Raw genomic sequence first — 20,490 nt, 5'->3', positions numbered from 1 at the left:
GCCCGGCTAAGACGTAACCTTTGCATCAACAGGATATTCCATGGCTGAAGAAGTTTTTGTTTTTCCTATGTCCTCGGCGCAACAGCGTCTCTGGTTCCTGCAGCGTCTCGATCCTCTGGCGACTGTCTACCATATCACCCATGCCATTCGCCTACATGGCAAACTGCATTGTGCAGCACTGAAGCAGGCACTTCTGGCTATTCAGGAACGGCACGAGATTTTCCGCACCACCTTCGATCTCATTGACGAAGTACCGTGCCAGCTCATAAGCGAACAGGCCGTGGATCTCCTCCATTATCACGATCTTCGCTCACTGGATGATCTTTCCAGGCAGGCCGCCCTGGAAAAGCTTGCTCATCAACAGCGAAATGAACCCTTTGATTTACGCCGGGGACCGCTGCTGCGCCTGGACCTGTTACAATTCAAGGAGCAGGAGCATGTACTCCTTTTCACTGTCCACCATCTTATTTTTGATGGCTGGTCCATGGGCGTCTTTATCAACGAGTTGACTTATAATTACCACGCCTGCAGCCTTAAAGAGACAGTGGCGCTGCCGGAGTTGGAGGTTCAATACGCTGACTTCGCAGCCTGGCAGGAAGAAACGCTGCAGGGTGAACGGCTGCAGCAGCTACTTGATTACTGGCAGAGGCGGCTTGAGGGGGCACCCCAGTTTCTTGAGCTGCCCGCTGACCGGTTACGGCCTGAGCAGCAGAGTGGTCGTGGTGGTCAGGTGTCCTGCAACCTGTCGGAGGAACTGAGCAGTGCTCTTCGCCAGCTGAGCCGGGAGCAGGGTGTCACCCTGTTTATGACGCTGCTGAGCGCCTTTGCCGTGTTGATGGAGCGTGTCACAGGTGCCAGGGATCTGGTCATCGGCACCCCGGTGGCAGGCCGGGTCCGAGAGGAACTTGAACCGTTGATCGGTTTTTTCGTCAACACGCTGCCGCTCAGGCTCACCATCCAAGCCGGGACGACCTTCATACAATTGCTTTCCCAGGTTAAAAAGAACTGTATCGAAGATTTTACTCACCAGGAACTTCCTTTTGAAAAACTGGTGGAAACCCTGGTGCCCGAGCGTGACTTGAGAAACTCTCCTTTGTTTCAGGTAACATTTGCTCTGCAGAATACACCGACCAGTGAGTTACAGCTCGACAGTCTGCACATTGAGCCGATGCTGCTTGAGCAGAATACCTCAAAATTTGATCTGAGCCTGCTCATGCAGGAAAACGGTTCAAGGATCACCGGGGTTTTCGAGTATAACAGTGATATTTTTGAACCGGACACGGTTGAACGGTTCGGCTGCCATTTCCAGCGGCTGCTGCAGCAAATTGTCGAGCTGCCCGAAACTGAACTCAAGAATCTGCAGCTGATCAGCAAGCAGGAGAGAGAGCGGCTGCTTTACAGTTGGAACCAGACATCGTCGGATTTCGACGCCGACATTCCGATGACCCGGTTGTTCGAGGAGCAGACATCGCTGCGACCGCAGGAAATAGCCATCGTCTGTAGAGATTCCGTGATGACCTATGATGAGCTTAATGTGAGGGCTAATCGGTTGGCTCATTGGTTGTTGGATCAGGGACTGCAGGTGAGAGAGCCGGTGGCCCTTTGTCTTCGGCCTTCGGTGGAGCTGATTGTGGCCATGATTGCTGTGCTCAAGGCAGGTGGCATCTATCTGCCATTGGACTGTGATTCTCCACCCTCCCGTCTGCACGTAATACTCGAGGATGCCGGTCCGGCTCTTCTACTTTATGTCCCGGAGACATATCCATTGCTTCCTATCCCCATTGATATCCCAATGTTTGACCTCCATGCACTGGAAGCCGAACCAGAAAAAGCCGGTGCAGATAACCCTTCTGTGGCGAGTGGTGGCGACCAGCCAGCCTATATTCTGTATACCTCAGGCTCCACCGGTACTCCCAAAGGAGTGGTGATACCGCAGCGAGCTGTGAATCGACTGGTGCGCAGCAGTGATTATCTCCAGATAGCACCGGGTGACAGAGTGGCGCAGGCAGCATCACCTGCCTTTGATGCTGCTACCTTTGAAATATGGGGACCGCTGCTTAATGGTGGTTGTCTGGTTATTATTGAAAAAACAGTACTGCTCGACCCTGAACAGCTGGCCCGAGAACTTTCGCATCGAAAAATCGATATCCTTTTTCTTTCAACAGCTCTGTTCAACCAGCTGGCCGATAGTTGTCCGGAAGCTTGCTCAGGTCTTCGCTGTCTGCTGTTTGGTGGGGAGGCAGTTGACCCGCAACGAGTGCGTCGGGTTCTTGAACAAGGTGCACCAGAACGACTGCTCCATGTCTACGGTCCTACAGAAACCACTACTTTTGCCTCCTGGCAGGAGGTGCGGACCGTCGCTCCTCAGGCTGGAACCATCCCCATTGGCCGTCCACTTGCCAATACAAGCCTCTTCATTCTTGATGAAGAAAGGGAACCGGTTCCCATCGGTATTGCAGGGGAACTTTATATCGGCGGCCCCGGGCTGGCCCTTGGATACCTCAACAGGGAAGAGCTTACCCAGGAGCGATTCATTACCAATCCTTTTGGTCCCGGCCGTCTGTACAAGAGTGGCGACCTGGCACGATATCTCCGTGACGGCAGCGTAGAGTTTCTCGGTCGGGCCGACCAGCAGATCAAACTCCGCGGCTTCCGGATTGAGCCAGCCGAGATCGAAATGGCTCTTCTTTCTCTAGAGACCGTATCCGACTGTGCAGTGGTACTGCATAATGGAGACAATAAGGAGGGAAAACTGGTGGCCTTTGTCGTGCTTGATCCTGCTGTCGGTATTGATCAGCCCTGGCAGGAACGTCTGAGGCTCGGACTGAAGGAGAAGATGCCATTTTTTATGCTGCCTGCTGCCTTCCATTGGCTGGAACGTCTCCCTTTAAACCGTAATAACAAGATTGATCGGCATCTGCTGGCGGCCATGGATGTTGAAAGTGCAGCTGATGACTCCGTCTTGCCTCAAAGTGAGACAGAGCAGGCTCTTGCCGCAGTCTGGTGTGAAGTGCTCGGCCTGGAAAATGTCGGCAGTTGCCGGAACTTTTTTGACCTCGGCGGTCATAGCTTGCTTGCCACCAGGGTGATAAGCCGCATCCGTGACAGGCTCCATGTGGAACTGCCTCTCAAGCTACTGTTTGAAAAACCGGACCTGATCGACCTGGCTCGCCATATCGATATGTTGCGGTTGACAACTACTGCGGAGCAATCGGGTGATGAGGAAGAGTTTATTTTATGATAGTGATTGAAGAGTTATTAAGAGAACTTAAGGGCTGTGGTGTTCGTTTGCGGCTTGACGGTGATCAGCTGGTGGTTCGTGCCCCAAAAGGCAGCCTGAGCTCTTCATTGCGCCGGCAACTGGGCCTGGCCAAACCGAAACTGATCGAATTTCTCCGCAGCGGCGGTTACTCCTTTGGTTCTGAGGCATCCTTTATCCGACCACAGCGGCGTTCCCAGCAATCGCTGCCGATGTCCTTTGCTCAGCAGCGGCTCTGGTTTTTCGAGCAGCTGGAGGGGCCGGGAGCGGTGTATAATATCCCCCTGGCTATGCTGGTGTGCGGAGATCTGAATGAGGATATTGTCAGTCGTGTCGTTCATGAGATTGTACATCGACATGAAACACTGCGCACCTCATTTGTCGTTGAGGAAGGGCAGCCTCGCCAGCGCATTCATACCATGGCTGTCCTCTCCAACCTCGTGAGCATAGAGGAGTTGACTGTCCTGGAAAGAGAAACGCCTGAGCAGGCAATGCAGCGGGTGGCAAACGAAGAGGCAACCAGACCCTTTGATCTGGGACAACCGCCACTACTGAGGGTGCGTATACTCCGCATCTGCGGCGGACAGCGTCTGCTATTGTTGACCGTGCATCATATTGCAGCCGATGGCTGGTCGATGGGGATTTTGCTGCACGAATTTGTCACTCTCTATCAGGCTTTCAGTCAGGGGCATGCCTCCCCATTGGCACCGCTACCTGTGCAGTATAGTGATTTTGCCCTGTGGCAGCGGGCGGAGGCGCAACAACGGGTCTTTGCCGAGCAGCTTCGATACTGGCGCGAACAATTAAGCGGTGCTCCCGAACTGTTGAATCTTCCCACTGACCGACCCCGGGGCGCAGCCCGTGGTTTCGATGGGGGACTGCACAGCTTTACGGTGGAAGAAGGGCTGACCCGGCAACTGCGGTCATTAAGCCGGAGCAGTGGTTCCACCCTGTTTATCACATTGATAGCAGCTTTTGCCCTTTTGCTTCAGCGTTATTCCGGTCAGGATGATCTGGTGATCGGTACTCCCATCGCTAATCGTAATCGCAGTGAGATAGAGGGGTTGATAGGCTTTTTCGTCAACATGCTTTGCCTGCGCCTACAACCTGAGCAGGATTGCGACTTCCACCGTTTCATGGAACAAGTGCGGAAGGTCGCTTTTGAAGGCTATGGACATCAGGACCTGCCCTTCGAACAATTGGTTGATGCCCTTAACCCGAAACGGGATCTCAGCTATACGCCCCTGTTTCAAAGTGTTTTTGTGTTGCAGCACGGGGCGGACAGTGGAGAATCCCTGGAAGGGCTGGAATTTAAGACCCTTACCCCGGAGAGTGTTGCAGCCAAGTTCGACCTGATTCTGGTGATGGAAGAGGCAGGGTCTCTTCTTCACGGACGGTTCCAGTATAATGCCCTGCTGTTTACTCCGAATACAATAAACAGAATCTGTGATCATTTCCTCCAGCTCCTTGGTCAAGTAACCAGATACCCGAACAATCCTCTTGCTGACCTCACTTTCCTGACCGAAGCAGAGGCCAGGCAGACAAAAGCGCAGTTACACACAGGGCGGAGCGATTACACCCTGAAGCTGGTGGAGCGGATTGCAGCCCATGCCCGAATAAGGCCGCAGCGACCTGCTGTGCGTTACCGCGGCCAGAGTCTGAGTTACGGTGAGCTGGAGCAGCGAGCCTTTCGGCTGGCAATACGGCTGCAGCAAGAGGGCGTCGGTCCAGGCGGGATAGTAGCGTTGATCCTCCCGCGCAGCCCTGCCCTGGTGATCGGCCAGTTAGCGATCCTCAAGACCGGCGCAGCCTTTCTGCCACTGGATCCATCACATCCCGACCAAAGGCTGACTGCAATTCTTGATAATGCCGGAGTTCAGCATGTCATATCCAACCGGTCCCATAATCTTCCTGCTTCGATTCAGCGGATGGCCCTGAATCAGGAAGAGGATGAGGGGACCGAGCTGGTCTTTCAGCAGCCACCTCCAGCCGCTGTAGATGACCCGGTGTATGTGATTTACACCTCTGGTTCAACCGGCACACCGAAGGGGGTGGTCGTTCCCCATCGTGGCCTCAACAATCTCATCAACTGGCATATTGAAACCTTTGGCATCGAACCGGAAAGCGAGCTCTCCCAGCTTGCTGCGCCCGCCTTTGATGCTTCGATCTGGGAAATCTGGCCATGCCTGGCGGCCGGAGCCGGACTCAGTATTTTCGAGGATACCGAGATTGAGGATCTTGCCGGTCTGGTGCAGCGATTGACAGGGCGGGGGATTACTCATGCTTTTATGCCGACTCCGCTTGCCGAGCAGGCAGTACAGCTGCCCTGGCCTGAAAACTGTTGCCTGCAGTTCCTTTTTACGGGTGGTGACCGGCTCCACCATTATCCACCGGCAGGTTTGCCATTCCAGCTGGTTAACAACTATGGGCCAAGTGAATATTCAGTGGTTGCCACCTCCATTGTTCTCCAGCCGGGAACAGGAGAACGTGGAGTACCACCAATCGGGCGCCCTATAGCCAATACCGGTGTCTGCATCCTCGATCGCAGAATGCGGCTGCTTCCCATGGGTATGGCAGGCGAACTCTGCCTTACAGGTGAAGGATTGGCTCTGGGATATCATCGTCGCCCGGATCTCACGGCAGAACGATTTATTGCCAACCCTTTCGGGCCTGGCATGTTGTATCGGACCGGAGATCGTGCGCGGCTGCGAGAAGATGGGAACCTGGAGTTCCTCGGCCGGATCGACCAGCAGATACAATTGCGTGGCTTTCGTATTGAGCCTGCCGAGATTGAAATTGTTCTTGGACAGCACCCCCAGGTGTGTCAAGCCCTGGTTAAGACCTATCGTACTCCGGCGGGAACAAGGCAGCTGTGCGGTTACTACATTCCGGCAGATGATGAGATATCTCCAGATATATTGTATCAATATCTTCGTGTTCACTTGCCGGAATATATGATCCCTGCAGGCCTTATGCCGCTGACAGATATTCCCTTGACCCGACACAACAAAATCGATTATCGCAATCTGCCGTTGCCCGAGTCTCCCAGGCAAGATGACGCGATCAAGGCGGGGCAACCTGTCACGGCCACAGAACAGATCCTGGCTCGTTGCTGGGCTGAGGTTCTGGGGCTGGATAAGGTCGGTATCCATGATAATTATTTCCAGCTTGGGGGAGATTCGATACGAAGTATCCAGATTGTTGCCAGGGCCGCCCAGGAGGGGCTGACGGTGACTACCCGGCAGTTCTTTCAGCACCAGACCATACATGAGCTGGCCCGTTGCGTGACCGAGAGCGATCGGCAGCAGCCGTTGGTAGAGAGAACGCAGGTTCTCGATAAGACGGTGTTAACCCCGATCCAGCACTGGTTTTTCAATCGTCAGAGTCCGGCTGAACATCATTTCAACCATTCCTTTCTCTTCAAGGTGGTAGAATCCCTGCAGCCTGAGCTGGTGGAGCAGGCCTTGACCTGTCTCATGGAGCACCATGATGTCCTGCGCCATCATTTTGTCAAAACTGAAATGGGATGGCAAGCCAGTGAATCAGATTCTGCAGCGGTGCTGCCGTTCAGCATCTACGACCTGAGCCTTTATTCAGCAGAGGAGAAACCGGCGAAGCTGGACGAGATCTGCAATGGATTGCAGGCAGGCTTTGATCTCGAACGAGGACCGCTTATCCAGGTGGCCTACTTCGATTACGGAGCCTCTCATCAGGGCCGGTTACTCTTTGTCATCCATCATCTGCTGGTGGATGCGGTTTCCTGGAAGATTCTCTTTGTTGATTTTCAGCATCTCTATGAAGAGCTGGCAGCCGGGCGGCAACCACAGTTGCCAGCGAAGAGCAGTTCTTACCTTGAATGGGCCGGACGGCTGCAGCACAGTGCTGGCAGGATAGAACAGGCGGAGCGTCAATTCTGGCTGGATATTCTTGCTGGCGGCAGTGAACCGCTGCCGCGGGACTTTATCGTTGGTCCAGACAAAAACACCATTTCTTCCGAGGAGCACCTGCAACACATTATTGATCCGAATCTTAGTCACCAGCTGCTGGGAGATATGGGCTGGTGTTTTACCATGCGGCCCCATGAAATCCTCCTCGTTGCACTTGGTTTGGCTTTGCAGAAATGGTCAACCTGCAGGCGGCTGCTCATCGATATCGAGAGTCATGGCAGGGTAGATCTGTTTGAGGATATCGATTTGTCGCGCACTGTCGGCTGGTTTACCAGTCTTGCTCCGTTTCCTGTTGAGCTCACAGGCCAGGGGCTGCTACAGGACCTGAAGAAGATAAAAAATCTGCTCCGCAGTATTCCCCGTCAGGGGATTGGTTTCGGCCTCCTCCGCTTTCTTTCTCCAGATAAAAAACTGCAAAACCAGCTGGAGGAGTTGGATACGGCGGAAGTGAGTTTCAATTATTTTGGCCAGCAGGATAAGGGGAAGGGGACATTTCCTCTGATGGAGGTGGCGGATGAATCACCGGGGCACCCACTGGCTCTGGAACGTCGGCGTGGTCATGTGCTGATTATCAGTGGTATGCTGGTTGACCGGCAGCTGGTCATGGATTTCAGTTACAGTCGAAATCTGCATGCACGGGAAAACATCATTGAGTTGGCAGGGATCTTTGAAGAGGTGTTGCAGGATCTGGCAACACTCAGCCAATTGCCGGAGACTGACATCGCCGTACCCGCAGACTTCCCCTTGGCTGGTTTGGACCAGGAACAGCTTGACCACCTGCTTGGGCAAACGGTAAAGGGTGGCCAGAGCTGTGAGGCCCTGTATCCACTGTCGCCGATGCAGGAGGGGATGCTGTTCCATTCCCTGCAGGAACTGGAGGGCCGACCTTATTTTGAACAGTTCGAACTCCAGCTTGAAGGGAGCTTAGACACGCAACAGTTGGAATGGGCCTGGGACCAGCTGGTGGCCGAGAACGGAGTACTCCGCAGCCGTTTCTTCTGGCGGGAATTGGCAAAACCCTTGCAGTTGGTTCTCCAGGGGGGCAAACCATCCTGGCAGACAATTGACTGGCGTCATCTTCACCAGAGCAAGCAGGGAGCACGGTTACAGCTGCTCAAGCAGGAGGACCGGGTCAGAGGTTTCGTTCTGGAAAAAGAAGTTCCACTGCGCTGCCAGTTGATCCTTCTTGGGGAAACGCAGGCAACCCTGCTCATCAGTTGCCATCACATCCTCTTTGATGGCTGGTCGCTGCCATTATTGCTGAAAAGGTTGCTGAACCATTACCAGGTCTTTGACTCTTCATTGAAGGCTCCCAGACCATACGCCGACTATATTGCCTGGCTTAAGCAGCGCGATGATGCCGCTTCGGTCGAATTCTGGCGAGAGGAGCTGGAGGGTTTTTCAGCCCCGACGCCACTGCCCCAGGGCGAGGCGATCATGGAAGGGACGGAGGTGAAACTCTCCTTGGGCCGGGAAGTAAGCAGGCGTTTGCAGGACCTGGCAAGGCAAGAGCGAGTTACTTTGAATACTATCTTCCAGGCAGCATGGGGGCTACTGCTCGGGACATACAGTGGAGAGGATCGAGTCCTCTTCGGCACCACTCTTTCCGGGCGTAGTCCGGAACTGGACGGGGTGGAAGATATGATTGGCCTTTTCATCAATACTGTGCCGGTTCGAGTAGAATGGCACCCGTCGCAGGAGTTGGGATCATGGCTTCGCCATTTGCACAAGCGTCAGCACCAGCGTGAGGAAAGCTGCTATATGGCATTGACCGATTTGCAGAGCTTATGCAATATCTCAAGGCCGGAGCCACTCTTTGCCAGTCTGCTTATCTTTGAAAATTATCCCACCTTGAGTGCGACAGGGGAGAAGACAGCCGGGTTGCAATTTACGGGCTTAAGGGGGGAGGAACGAACGCACTATCCTCTGACTTTGATCGTCGGTGGGGGAGACCAGCTGGTAATGCACCTCTCCACGATACCTGGCTATTATTGCAGTGGTGATCTTGATCGCTTCATTAACCATCTGCGTTTTCTTCTCCTGGAATTCAGCCGCTGCCAGGGTAAACCTCTGGTCGCGCAGAACCTCATCAGTCCTGAAGAGGAGGCTCAGCTGGCCGACTGGAATGCGCTGTCCCATCCGGCTGAGTCTGCCGATACTGCCCTTAGGATCGAGGAGCTGTTTGCAGCCGCGGTAAGGCACAGCCCTGAAGCTCCGGCCCTGGAGTGCGACGGACAGGTCCTCAGTTATGCACAGCTGGACAGGGCTGCAGAGCAGATAGCCCGCCAGCTGCAGGGGGCCGGTGCTGGGGCTGAGGCGAGGGTGGGGGTCTATTGTGATCGTAGCCCCGAACTCATCATTGCCCTGCTTGCCATTCTAAAAAGCGGCAGCTGTTATGTGCCCCTAGATCCCTCCTATCCGAGGGAACGGCTGGCCTTTATGCTCCAGGATGCCGAAGTCAGTATCGTGGTAAGCCGCAGGCAGTTCAGGGATTCCCTGTCGGGGCTGCTGGACGGTGAGGAACGGACGATCCTCTGGCTCGACGACCAGCAGGAACATGAGCCAATGGCACCGCTTTCCCAGGCGGGGAGCAGCAGCGATCTCGCATATATCCTCTATACTTCCGGCTCCACCGGTCTGCCCAAGGGGGTGGCCATCGAACACCGCAGCGTCGTCGCCCTGCTCGACTGGGCCGGTCGAGTCTATAGCGAAGATGAGCTCTGCCGGGTGATGGCCTCTACCTCGGTCTGCTTCGATCTCTCAGTCTTCGAGATCTTCCTTCCCCTGAGCCGTGGCGGCTGTGTGGTGCTTGTGGAAAACGGTCTGTCGCTGAAAGATAACAAGGTATCGGTGAGTCTGATCAATACCGTGCCCTCGGTGATGACCGAACTGGTCCGCCATCGGGCAATCCCGGAGACAGTGCGTACCGTCAATCTGGCGGGTGAGCCGCTCAAGGGGGCTCTGGTCCGGGAAATATTCGCCGTCAGCGAGGTAGAGGCGGTTTATAATCTCTACGGCCCGAGCGAGGACACCACCTACTCGACCTGGGTGAGGCTGGAGCGTGGCTTTAGCGGCGAGCCCACCATTGGAGTGCCGATCAGCCAAACGACCGCCTCTGTCCTGGATTCCCGATTACGGCCGGTGCCCATCGGTGCTGCCGGTGAACTCTGTCTCGGTGGTGCAGGGCTTGCGCGAGGGTATATCAACCGGCCGGAGCAGACGGCCGAGAGTTTTATCGCAAATCCCAACGGAGCTGGCCGGCTGTATCGAACCGGTGATCTGGTGCGCTTTGCAAGTGATGGCCAGCTGATCTTTCTGGGCCGGCTCGATCATCAGGTGAAACTGCGTGGATACCGTATCGAATTAGGGGAGATCGAAGCTGCCCTGGTCGGCCATCGGGCAGTGAGTCAGTGTCTGGTAACCACCCGGCAGCTTGGTGATGAAGTGCAACTCATCGCCTATGTCGAGAGCGGCCTGGAACCCCCATCCTCCAGTGATCTCCGCACTTATCTGGGCAGGACCCTGCCGGGGTATATGATCCCGGCACGCTTCGTGTTGCTTGAGCAGCTGCCTCTGACCCCCAACGGCAAGATCGACCGCAACCGTCTCCCTGAGCCGGGGAGTGAACCGCAACTGGATCAGGACCAGGTTGTTGAGCCGCGTGACCGCGTCGAGCTGGCACTGAGTCATATCTGGCGGGAACTGCTGGAGCAGGATCGGGTCAGCGTCATCAGTGATTTTTTCGCAGCAGGCGGTCATAGCCTGCTTGCGCTGCGTTGTCTGAGTCGTATGGAGCAGACTTTTGGTCGGAATATCTCCCTGTCAGAATTCATGAGATATTCCACCATCGAGGCAATGGCCCTCTTTCTGAAACGGGGTGAACATCAGCTTTCTTCGGCGTTTCTGGTGCCACTCCAGTCCTGCGGGAAGCGGTTACCGATTTATATGGTCCATCCAGGTGGAGGAACGGTGCTCTGTTATCAGGGACTGGCCCGGCAACTTGGCAGCAACCAACCCTGCTATGGTCTGCAAGCGCGTGGTCTGGAAGAAGGTGAGCTGCCTGCACCTACGGTAGATGCCATGGCTGAAGAATATCTGGCGGCTATTCGCCGTCACCAGCCGCGTGGCCCCTATCGACTTCTTGGCTGGTCATTTGGTGGTCATGTCGCCCATGCAGTGGCCTGTCGCCTACATAAGGAAAAAGAGCATGTTTGTCTGGTGCTGATTGATTGCCTGATAGCGGAAGCAGATGGAATTGAGCCCGAACCGAATAACCTCGATCTGCTCAAAGAGATAGTCGGGGCAGGTCTGGATATTGACTGGCAAAGGTTGGCGGACCTCCCTGCAGAAAAGCAAATCGAGAACCTGCTCGAGGAGGCACGGGAGGCCCGGTTGGTGCCCCCTGACCTGGATACGGGCCGGGTGCATCGACTATTGAAGCTGATCCGCAACAATGGGCGGATTGTCAGTCATCATAAACACCAACGCTTTGGCGGCCCGGTCCTGCTGTTTGTCTCTCGTGAGGCAGCAGCTCTTCGTCCGTCTGATGCTACCCTTGGCTGGCAACAGTTTGCGGCCCAACAGGTCACGGTTCATGATCTGGGAGGAGATCATTATTCAATCCTGCAGCAGCCACGAGTTGCCGAACTGGCTCCGGTGTTGGCCGAATTTCTAGAGGGTCATCCTGATAAGCCGGTTTGATAGAATTAGCTGTAACAAAGGGTTGTCTGAAGCAGAGATACTGACCGCCGGAGATGGTGTGAGTCCCTTGAAAAAATGATAAGATCACTTATCTGTTGAGCGCTTTTGAAAAGGTGAAAAATGAAAACATATACTTGTATTCGTAGTTGCAGAGGCAATCGCAGCACCCTGTGGTTCTTTATACTGTTTTGCTGGATTCTGCTTGGCACAGCCGGCCCGGTGATGGTTCACGCAGGTGAGCTTGAACAACGCACCTTGTTGCTGCGTCCTCCAGTCAGTGCTCCGGCAATTGATGATCAGACCCTGGTACAGATGAGTGTGACGTCACCCCAAAAACGACACTATCTGAGCAGAAAGGATTTCGGCCGTATTTATGGGATTGATGCTGCGGATCTTCAACTGATTAAAACCTTTGCCAATGACAACCAACTGACCATGCAGCGGGTTGACCTGGCCAGCCGACTTATCACCCTGAGTGGTACGAAAGAGTCTTTAGACACCTTGGATAGCCTGCCGAAAGAGGTAGCAAAACGGGTTGCACATATCTTTTCCGAGGAAAAAGAACCAACCAACCACGCCCAGGCTACACCACAACCCCCTCAAATCCCGAGTTTTCGAGTACAAAGCTATACACCTCCACAACTGGCTCAACTCTATGATTTCCCAGAAGAGCTTGACGGCAAAGGACAGACCATTGCCATTATTGCATTTGACATGGGTTTTCAGCGGAACGTGCTCAAGGCTTACTTCTCTGCCCTCGGCAAGCCGCTCCCCGAGATCGTTACTGTGCCGGTTGGAGGCTTTACGCCACCGCAGCGGTCCGATTTTGAAGTGACCATGGATATTGAGGTGGCCGGCAGTATGGCGCCGGGAGCCAAGATTGTCGTTTACCTCGCTGACAATTCACCCCGTGGATGGTACGAGGCCATGGCGACTGCCATCCACGATCCTATCCACAGACCGGATATCCTCTCGGTGAGCTTCGCATTCTATGAAGATGAAGAGAGAAAAGAAGTCATGCATCTTCACAACCGTTTGTTTAGCGAGGCGGCTCTTTTAGGAGTAACAGTGACCGCTGCAGCAGGTGACCTGGGATCCGGTGCAGGTGCCCCGGATTGCCTGGCTCATGCCTACTTTCCGGCCTCAAGTCCCTATGTTCTTGCCGTCGGCGGCACCACGCTGATCAGCACGACCAAACCGCTAGGCCGTTATGCTGAAGTTGCCTGGGATGCCCGTGCCTTTGGTGGGCTTGTCACGGGAGGAGGCGTAAGCCAGTATTTTCAGCTGCCTCAGTGGCAGCAGGTCGCCCATGTTCCGTATTCGGCTAATCCTGCCTGGCCAGGCAGTGTCTATGTAAAAAAAGATGCCACCTGGACGCGGGCCGGTCGTGGCTTTCCGGATGTTGCCGCCCATGCGGACAACTTTTTCTCTGGTATCCTGATTGCCGTAGAAGAGAAAAAGGGCAAAGCTTTGATGGTCGAGGAAGGTGGTGGAACAAGTGCAGCCGCTCCGCTCTGGGCCGCCCTGATCGCCAGGCTCAATCAAGGGGTAGGCAATCGCCTTGGTTATCTTAATCCGCTTCTCTACCGGCTTCAGTTAATTGAGCGGCAGGATCTGTTTAATGACATCACCATCGGTAATAATGGCGCCTATAATGCCGGTCCGGGATGGGATCCCCTCAGCGGTCTGGGAACACCGAAAGGAAAGGCCCTGCTGAAGGCTTTACGCAAACTGCAATAAATCATACTATATTGCGAAAACGACACCATTTATAGAGAAGGTCTAGAAAGATGCCGAGATTTGCTGCCACTTCCTTGACTGTTCGATCAGGATATTCTGTCAGGCGAACACAATTTCTTTTGAAATCAGAGTCGTATTTTCATCGTTGAACACTCATGTCTTTCCTCCTGTCAATTTTCATAATATTGGCTTAACAGAGTGTCCACTCTTTTATAGCAGGATCATTCTGAACATCCACTTTTCACGATGTTAAGTTTGCAGGCGTAACGACCTATTGATTGCCATTGTATCAACAGATATCAGCTCTCACGCCCCCACCATTATTATTGAACCCTAATTACTCCCTGGGTGAAGATGGTGCTTCCATCAGCCACCTGCTATCCCAATGTAATAGTGTATTTCTGTAAGTAAAAAACATGGTGTCAAAAGACTAGTCGGGGTAAGCTGCAAACTGTGATATGACTGGTTGAGTATGAGGCTAGAGAGTTGCACCTCTGGATATTTCTAACACTGCATCAATGAGATTCATGGAAACTACTATACCTAAAGGTACCATCCCAACACCTGAACAGATGAAAAAGGTGATTGAGGAATCCCACAGGCGCTCTGAAGCATATGGTATTAATAGTGAATTTCGAGATCTGGAAGATATTAAACTGTCTTCTTCTGAGCTTGAAGAGAGAAGGCTTGAAAATAAGGATGTTCTGGATGTTGTATTTGCAACGATCAAAGAATTTTATGACTTGATGTCTCCAGACGATTTCCTTGTGGGATTTGCCGATAACGAAGGGTATATACTTCACCTGGCCGGCAGCGATGAACCCAAGTTGCGATCAGCAGCCCGCCAGTTTGCCCCTGGCTATCGTTGGACAGAAAAAGATGTCGGCACTACGGCAACTAGCCTGTGCCTTCGCCTGCAGGTTTCGATTCAACTGCACAGTACAGACCATTTCTGCAAGCGAGCTCAGGCCCTCATCAGTTCGGCCGCACCGATTTTTGGTCATCAGGGGGTTCTGCAGGGGGTTCTGGTTGTGTTCGGAGATCAGAGCCTGGTTCATCCCCATACTCTTATAATGATAACATCTGCGGCTCGTTCTATTGAAAGACACTTGAGACTGCTGCGGCGCAATAAAGAGATGTCTCTCTATATTGGTTTTCTCAATAGCGTTATCGAATCTTCAGGAACAGGTCTTCTAACGCTTGATAAGGATCTGATTATCAGGAAAATCAATCGTCAGGGTAAAGAAATCCTTCAATCCGATGAGCTCGAAGGAAAAGCAATATCTACGCTCGGCGATCTTGATGTCGACCTGAAAAGCATTCAAAAGCACCCGCATCGCTGGAAAAACAGAGAATGCCATATTCAGGACGAGAACAGAGATGTTCACTTTTTTTATTCGGCTCAACCTGTCATATCAGCCGACGAAAAGCTTCTCGGAGCTGTTCTCGATTTTGCTGAGTTTAACAATATCCGAAAACTCTACAATAGAATTTCCGGTTCAAAACCTTTCTTTACTTTTGACTCTCTGATTGGTACATCCCCGCTCTTTTTTGAGGCAGTTGAACTCGCCAAACGTGCATCCCAATCAAACTCGACGGTACTGCTTCTCGGAGAGACCGGAACAGGAAAGGAGTTGTTTGCCCAGGCGATCCACAATGGAGGACAGCGAACAGAAAAACCGTTTGTGCCGATCAATTGTGGTGCAATTCCAGGGGAACTGCTAGAGAGTGAATTATTCGGATATGTGGAAGGAGCATTTACCGGAGCACTAAAAGGTGGCCGGCCCGGCAAGTTTGCACTCGCAACGGGTGGAACCATTCTACTTGATGAGATAGGGGATATGCCCCATGATATGCAGGTTAAGCTACTCCGGGTTTTACAGACAGGAGAAGTTCAACCTATCGGTGCTCGCAAGGTGGTGCAGACGGATGCCAGAATCATAGCCTCAACCCATGTCGATTTATCTCAAGCTGTGGGACAGAATAAGTTCAGGCAGGATCTCTATTATCGCCTTAATATCCTGCAAATCCGAATTCCATCTTTGAGGGAAAGAGGAGCTGAAGATATCATGACTCTTGCGAATTATTTTCTGAAAAAGAATGACCCACAGTGCCGCTTCACACAGGATGGCTGTGATTCACTTATTTCATATAACTGGCCAGGCAATGTTCGTGAGCTCGAAAACACTATCCAGCGAGCACTCCATGTCAGTGATAGCAAAAAAATTACAGGCAAAGATCTTGGAATTTCAGAATCGTCCTCCGGTGAAAAAATTGCATACCCCGGAACATTGCAGGAGATGGAACAGAAAATGATTTCAGCCATATTGAGTGAAACACAATCAAACATGGCTGAAACCGCAAGGAGGTTGGGAATTTCACGGGCAACGCTTTACCGAAAGGTAAAGCAGTATGGGCTGGAGAGAAAGTAGACTACAGTTGTTTTAATATTGAAAAGTTACTGGAGTTTTTTAACGCCGGATATGATCTGACTAAACGATTCGCCAATCTCTTTTTCAAGCAGTGGCCAAACGTTTTTCTCAACTTTCGTTCTCATGGCTCTAAGCTCTTTTTCACTGAGCTCTATTACTTCTGTTCCCTGCCTTTTAAGCTGTTCGATGCTCTCTTTTTCCTGAGCCGGTGCAACACGATAACGACGTTGCTCAATTTCACTAGCTGTCTTAATGAAAAGTTCTTGTTCCTGTGGTGAAAGGTTGTTCCAATTATCCAAATTCATGTATATAAACCAGTGTTCAAAATGGTCTTTTACAGGAAGATAGTATTTTACCAGGTCTTTCAGGCCGCTGTATCCTTCAGCTCCCCCACCAATCATACCGGCAACCATCCCTGTCTTCAGTCCCATTTTGGCATAGGTCCAGGTAATCGGATATGGCGTGTAGCCGAGTTGCCTGGCGGATAACTCAAAGCTTTTGATAGGCGGAACGCGGAGTATCATGTGCTTAGATACATCAGGGTTTCCCGGTTGAGCCGGCTTTTTTGTAAGGGCAATGCCTCCAAAATAGACGGGCCAACCGCCAAGTAATTTGATGTTTTGTTCTTTGAGAAATATGGCAAGGGTGTTAAAGAGGTCACTGCCCTGGGTATAAACCTGCTGTGCCTCTGCCCAATTGTTAACAAGATACGGTATGGTTGCCAGTAACAATCGTTTGTCAATGGATGTGGAGAGCGGTCCGACATAGAGTTGCACTTCACCAAAAGATACACGCTCCTGAACAACAGAATAATCTCCCAGCCTGTTTCCCGTATACACGTCAAATGAGAACGTGTTGTCGGTTTTCTTTTTAACCTGCTCAATAAACTGATGCAGATCCTTGTCTATGGCTGAACCGGATTGGCGCAGATGTCCAACTTTCCAACTTCTTGATGTGTCGGCGTGTGATGTGCCACTGTGAAAAAAAGCAAGAAAAAAACCTAGAAGCAGGGCGATAGTACTCTTTTTCATTTGGAGCTCCCGTTGGTTGAATATACGTCTTCGCTGCCAGCCTGTTGTCTGGCAGCGAAGATGAGCTTCTTTACTTATTCAACGATGCCGTTAAGAACGGTCTGGCCCCATTCTTTACCAACATCATCAAGAATCTGCGGCCAGACAACGGACTGAATCTTTTGAGCGGTCGCAGCAATTTCTTCGTCGCTGATTGTTAAGATTTCAGCACCGTAATCAGCAAGGCGTTTTTCATTCGCAGCCTGATCAGCTTCCGCAACATCCCATCGACGATCTTCGAATTGGGTCGCAACATTTTGCAGCTGTTTTTGTTCTTCAGCGGAAAGTTTGTCGAATTGTTTTTTACTGATTATGAGGTACCATGCCTCGAAATGCGTGTTGGACGGCAGGTAATATTTAGTTACATCCCTGAAGGAGGAATAATATCCTTCTGCGCCGGAACCGATAACACCGTCAACAACGCCGGTCTGAACTGCCGTAAATGCATCAGAAAATGGAATTGGAGTTCCAAGGTAACCAGTTGTATCAGCAAGAAGCTGGAAGGTCTTCATTGGTGGAACCCGCAGCTTAACACCCTTTGAGGCGTTTGGGTTACCGTATTCTTTCACTTCAGTATTAAAGGCAATGCCGCCAAAGTATACTGGCCATACAGCCAGGAGATGAATGTCCTGTTTTGCGTAAAGATCTTCAACTACTTTACGCAGAGGTGCACCTGCAGAATAGTTCTTCTTTGCCTGAACCCAGTCTTTTACCATATAAGGAAAATAGACGAGCTGGAATTTCTTATCTGCGGCAGATGATGGTGGCTGACACGCCATGTCTACAGCGCCTAGACCAACCCGCTCCTGAACGATAGTGTAATCACCCAGCGCACTGGCAGGATAGATCTTGGTTTTCATTTTCCCGCCTGATGCTTCTTTCAAGGTGTCTGAAAACCAGCGGAGATCTTTGTCGATAGCTGTACCCTGAGGCCTTACATGAGAAATTTTCATTGTTTTGGCCTGAACGCTTCCTGCCATTACGGCGACGCTGGCAACCAGAACGATCATACTGACCATAAAACGCTTTGTCATTTCATACTCCTGATAAGTTGTTGGTGATTAATAACCGAAGAGTCTCGGGAAAAACAGAGACAAATCAGGCCAAAGAGACGTTAAAAAGACAACCGGCATATACCCACAAACTATGAGAATCATTGCAGGCTTAATTACTTCTGAAAATTCTACTTTACCAATTCGAATACCGAGGTAGAGAATAGATGCGTATGGAGGGGTAACACCACCCATCGCAGTGTTCACTCCCATAATGGCTGCGAACTGGATTGGCGAAACGCCAATGGCTTCCATTAAGGGGAGTAGCAGTGGGGCGATAAGAATGATCGCTGTAATGTCGTTGACGATCATGCCGACAAAAAATAGCAGGAAGTTGATGAGGATGAGTAATAAGACCTTATTATCCGTGATCGTAAAGATGCCTTCGACCAGGGCCTGGGGAACGTCTTCCATAACGAAGATCTGGCTGAGCATCAGGCTGAAGATAATCATAACCATGATGGCCCCGACTGCTGTGGCAGAACTTTTTGCCGCCTTGAGAAATGTCTCCCAGCTCAGGCCTTTGTAGACCAGAAAACCGACAGGAATAGCATAGATGACTGCAACAGCAGCTGCTTCGGTGGGTGTCATGATCCCACCGTAAATTCCGCCGAGAATGATAAGCGGCATGATGAGAGCTGGAATTGCCCTGCTGGTACAGCTAATTCCTTCTTTTAGTATTTCCTGTTTTGTAGATGGAGGATCCAGTTTTAGCGGGAACTTTCTCGCCATGACGAGATTAACAACCGAGAAGAGAAAGGTGATAAACAGGCCTGGTCCGAGAGTGGCAAGAAAACAGGCAAGAATTGAGGTGTCAGTAACCCAGCCATAGATAATCATGGTAACACTGGGTGGGATGAGCAACCCGAGTACAGAAGAGTTTGCCACAAGCGCGGTTGCATATCCCCGTGGGTATCCTTTTTCTGCCATTTCCGGAATCAGTAATGGGCCGGTGGCAGCGACACCGGTGAGGCCGCTTCCTGAAATTGCCCCGATTATTGCACAACTCACTGATGCAACAACTCCAAGCCCACCGCGTATTCGTCCGACGAATACGTTGACAAAGTTCAATAGGCTTGCGGCAATACCACTTTCGCTCATGATAGTACCGGCAAAGACAAAGAGTGGAATACAGAGCAGTACAGGATTAGCAAGCTGGGAATAGCCCCATACCATGGTGCCTTCCATTGCTGCATCGCCTAAATAATACATGGCCATCAGTGCTCCGCCAAAACAGAATGGTAGTGGAACACCAAAACTGAGCATAAGAACGAGAACACCCAATGCCAAAAGAGAAACAGTTACAATTTCCATTCTAGAGCTCCTTTGTAGGCTGGAGAAGTGGTTCTGCAGGCTGCAGAGGTGCCTGCGAGAATAACCGCCTGGCATTTTTGAGAAGATAGTATCCACTATAGGCGGTCATGAGTGTAAGCCCGATGAACAGGGAGCACTCAGCCCAGAAAGTCGGGATGTACAGTGTGGGACTCTCTTTCCACACTCGCCTTGCATATTTGAAATAATCCCATGCCCAGTAGGTAAGCCAGCAGGAAACTGTCACGGACATAATGTCTGCGATAACACGAACAACCAGACGAGATTTTTCAGTCTTTAAAAAGACATCAAGAACGTTTGCTTTGATTTGCGTATCTTCTCGGGCGGCATTAACACTTCCAAGGAGATAGAGCCAGAGGGTTGGATAGATCAAAAGTTCATCGAGCCCCATGACTGGAAGTTCAAAAACATACCGCATGAGGACTTGGTAAAATTCCATTGCTGCGACGACGCTGATTAGCAGGGGCAGTACATATTTAAAGAATCTCTCCATGCTCTTCTCCTTTGAGCCGTATTAATTTCTTTTGATACCGAATCCCCTGGTTCTCAAAAGAATATTTCTGTCGTGAATCTTTGTTCTCGCTATGCTTTTACTACCTCATCGCTGCTATAACCGAGATTTCAACCAGCAGATCAGGCCGCGCCATTCGTGCCTCAACACAAGCTCGTGCCGGAGCATGTCCTTCGGGAACCCAATTGTCCCAAACAGCGTTCATTTCAGCAAAATCTTTCATATCCCTGACATAAATGGTTGCGGAGAGAATCAGCTCTCGGCTGCTTCCCGCCTGCTCAAGCAGGGAGTCAACCCTGGAGAGCATATTTTCCGTCTGTGCTGTCATGGAAACAGGACCATCCAGATCGGCACCGACCTGACCGCACAGGTAAATTGTGTTATTGTGAATAACAATCTTGCTCATCCGTTCAGATGTTTCCATTCGGGTAATCGTGCTCATAATC

At 51.7% G+C, this 20,490-nt stretch carries 10 protein-coding genes; 4 read left to right on the top strand and 6 right to left on the bottom strand.

The annotated features are described in order from the left end of the window. The first annotated feature begins 40 nt into the window (after positions 1 to 40). The 3 genes from GA520_RS21245 (at position 41) to GA520_RS21235 (ending at position 13,647) form a co-directional block, all read left to right on the top strand. Positions 41 to 3,241 (top strand): non-ribosomal peptide synthetase, encoded by a 3,201-nt coding sequence (locus tag GA520_RS21245; protein ID WP_163340981.1) that lies wholly within the window; start codon positions 41 to 43, stop codon positions 3,239 to 3,241. Then, a complete protein-coding gene (locus GA520_RS21240; protein WP_304511255.1) occupies positions 3,238 to 11,907 on the top strand; it encodes a non-ribosomal peptide synthetase in 8,670 nt (2,889 codons plus the stop codon). The genes GA520_RS21245 and GA520_RS21240 overlap by 4 nt, the downstream gene beginning before the upstream one ends. 120 nt (positions 11,908 to 12,027) lie before the next feature. Continuing rightward, complete coding sequence (locus GA520_RS21235) at positions 12,028 to 13,647, top strand: S8 family serine peptidase (RefSeq protein WP_163337583.1); 1,620 nt, start codon at positions 12,028 to 12,030, stop codon at positions 13,645 to 13,647. Between the two features lies 1 nt (position 13,648). Here GA520_RS21235 and GA520_RS27290 read toward each other — a convergent pair whose 3' ends face one another. After that, positions 13,649 to 13,750, bottom strand: coding sequence for a hypothetical protein (locus tag GA520_RS27290; protein ID WP_370362811.1), 102 nt, complete (start codon positions 13,748 to 13,750; stop codon positions 13,649 to 13,651). 424 nt (positions 13,751 to 14,174) lie between these two features. Between GA520_RS27290 and GA520_RS21225 the strand changes: the two genes are divergently transcribed. After that, positions 14,175 to 16,079, top strand: coding sequence for a sigma-54-dependent Fis family transcriptional regulator (locus tag GA520_RS21225; RefSeq protein WP_163337582.1), 1,905 nt, complete (start codon positions 14,175 to 14,177; stop codon positions 16,077 to 16,079). 26 nt (positions 16,080 to 16,105) lie between these two features. Here GA520_RS21225 and dctP (GA520_RS21220) read toward each other — a convergent pair whose 3' ends face one another. From dctP (GA520_RS21220) to GA520_RS21200, 5 genes are all read right to left on the bottom strand, one after another. Then, positions 16,106 to 17,110 (bottom strand): TRAP transporter substrate-binding protein DctP, encoded by a 1,005-nt coding sequence (dctP, locus tag GA520_RS21220; RefSeq protein ID WP_163337581.1) that lies wholly within the window; start codon positions 17,108 to 17,110, stop codon positions 16,106 to 16,108. Positions 17,111 to 17,184: 74 nt separating this feature from the next. Continuing rightward, positions 17,185 to 18,183 (bottom strand): TRAP transporter substrate-binding protein DctP, encoded by a 999-nt coding sequence (gene dctP, locus GA520_RS21215; RefSeq protein WP_163337580.1) that lies wholly within the window; start codon positions 18,181 to 18,183, stop codon positions 17,185 to 17,187. Between the two features lie 27 nt (positions 18,184 to 18,210). Then, on the bottom strand, positions 18,211 to 19,515 hold the full coding sequence (locus GA520_RS21210; RefSeq protein WP_205749240.1) for a TRAP transporter large permease: 1,305 nt from the start codon (positions 19,513 to 19,515) through the stop codon (positions 18,211 to 18,213). Between the two features lies 1 nt (position 19,516). Beyond that, positions 19,517 to 20,026, bottom strand: coding sequence for a TRAP transporter small permease (locus GA520_RS21205; RefSeq protein WP_163337579.1), 510 nt, complete (start codon positions 20,024 to 20,026; stop codon positions 19,517 to 19,519). Positions 20,027 to 20,126: 100 nt separating this feature from the next. Continuing rightward, complete coding sequence (locus tag GA520_RS21200; RefSeq protein ID WP_163337578.1) at positions 20,127 to 20,486, bottom strand: RidA family protein; 360 nt, start codon at positions 20,484 to 20,486, stop codon at positions 20,127 to 20,129. Positions 20,487 to 20,490: the final 4 nt, after the last annotated feature.

The sequence above is a fragment of the Desulfopila sp. IMCC35008 genome (assembly GCF_010646885.2).
Lineage (GTDB): Bacteria > Desulfobacterota > Desulfobulbia > Desulfobulbales > Desulfocapsaceae > Desulfopila.
This window is presented reverse-complemented; position numbering and strand designations above follow the sequence as displayed.

Excerpts from the sequence above, each read along its gene's own strand:
- GA520_RS21240 (WP_304511255.1), top strand. The coding sequence starts at position 3,238 with ATGATAGTGATTGAAGAGTTATTAAGAGAACTTAAGGGCTGTGGTGTT.
- GA520_RS21210 (WP_205749240.1), bottom strand. The coding sequence starts at position 19,515 with ATGGAAATTGTAACTGTTTCTCTTTTGGCATTGGGTGTTCTCGTTCTT.
- GA520_RS21245 (WP_163340981.1), top strand. The coding sequence starts at position 41 with ATGGCTGAAGAAGTTTTTGTTTTTCCTATGTCCTCGGCGCAACAGCGT.
- GA520_RS21200 (WP_163337578.1), bottom strand. The coding sequence starts at position 20,486 with ATGAGCACGATTACCCGAATGGAAACATCTGAACGGATGAGCAAGATT.
- dctP (WP_163337580.1), bottom strand. The coding sequence starts at position 18,183 with ATGACAAAGCGTTTTATGGTCAGTATGATCGTTCTGGTTGCCAGCGTC.
- GA520_RS21235 (WP_163337583.1), top strand. The coding sequence starts at position 12,028 with ATGAAAACATATACTTGTATTCGTAGTTGCAGAGGCAATCGCAGCACC.
- dctP (WP_163337581.1), bottom strand. The coding sequence starts at position 17,110 with ATGAAAAAGAGTACTATCGCCCTGCTTCTAGGTTTTTTTCTTGCTTTT.
- GA520_RS21205 (WP_163337579.1), bottom strand. The coding sequence starts at position 20,026 with ATGGAGAGATTCTTTAAATATGTACTGCCCCTGCTAATCAGCGTCGTC.
- GA520_RS21225 (WP_163337582.1), top strand. The coding sequence starts at position 14,175 with ATGGAAACTACTATACCTAAAGGTACCATCCCAACACCTGAACAGATG.